This is a genomic window from Bacillus cereus group sp. Bce019, from assembly GCF_051781745.1.
In the GTDB taxonomy this organism is placed as follows: domain Bacteria; phylum Bacillota; class Bacilli; order Bacillales; family Bacillaceae_G; genus Bacillus_A; species Bacillus_A cereus.
Window position 1 is genome coordinate 1 of record NZ_JBPWJX010000069.1, and the last position, 353, is coordinate 353.

Below are 353 nucleotides of genomic sequence, written 5' to 3' on the forward strand. Positions count from 1 at the left end.
AGCCATTATATGGATGCAGAAGGAAACTATGTGTTGGTACAAGATGATAAACTAAATAAGCATATTGAACCAGAAGCCAAAAAAATTAGAGCGACTGGGAAATGGGTTAGGATTACAGATGCAGAAAAAGAAGCAATAAAAAATACACCAGAGTGGAAGAAGTGCATAAGCTCCTTCAATTCCTATGCGCCACCTGCAGGAGAATGGAATTTCCATCCTAGTATGATTAAGCCGGAAGAACCAGAAGAGCCAGAAGGCGATGAGAATGTTAAGCCGGAGCAACCAAAAGACTATGATTTTAAAGTAGATAAATTAAACGATACAGATTTCAACGTTATGATGAAAAATAAGAA

General features: G+C 37.4%; 1 protein-coding gene. It reads left to right on the top strand.

What is annotated here, in order from left to right:
- Positions 1-30 precede the first annotated feature (30 nt).
- Positions 31-353, top strand: a 323-nt coding sequence (locus ACS2QP_RS27455; protein ID WP_438883025.1) for a hypothetical protein, incomplete at its 3' end; no start/stop codon positions are given.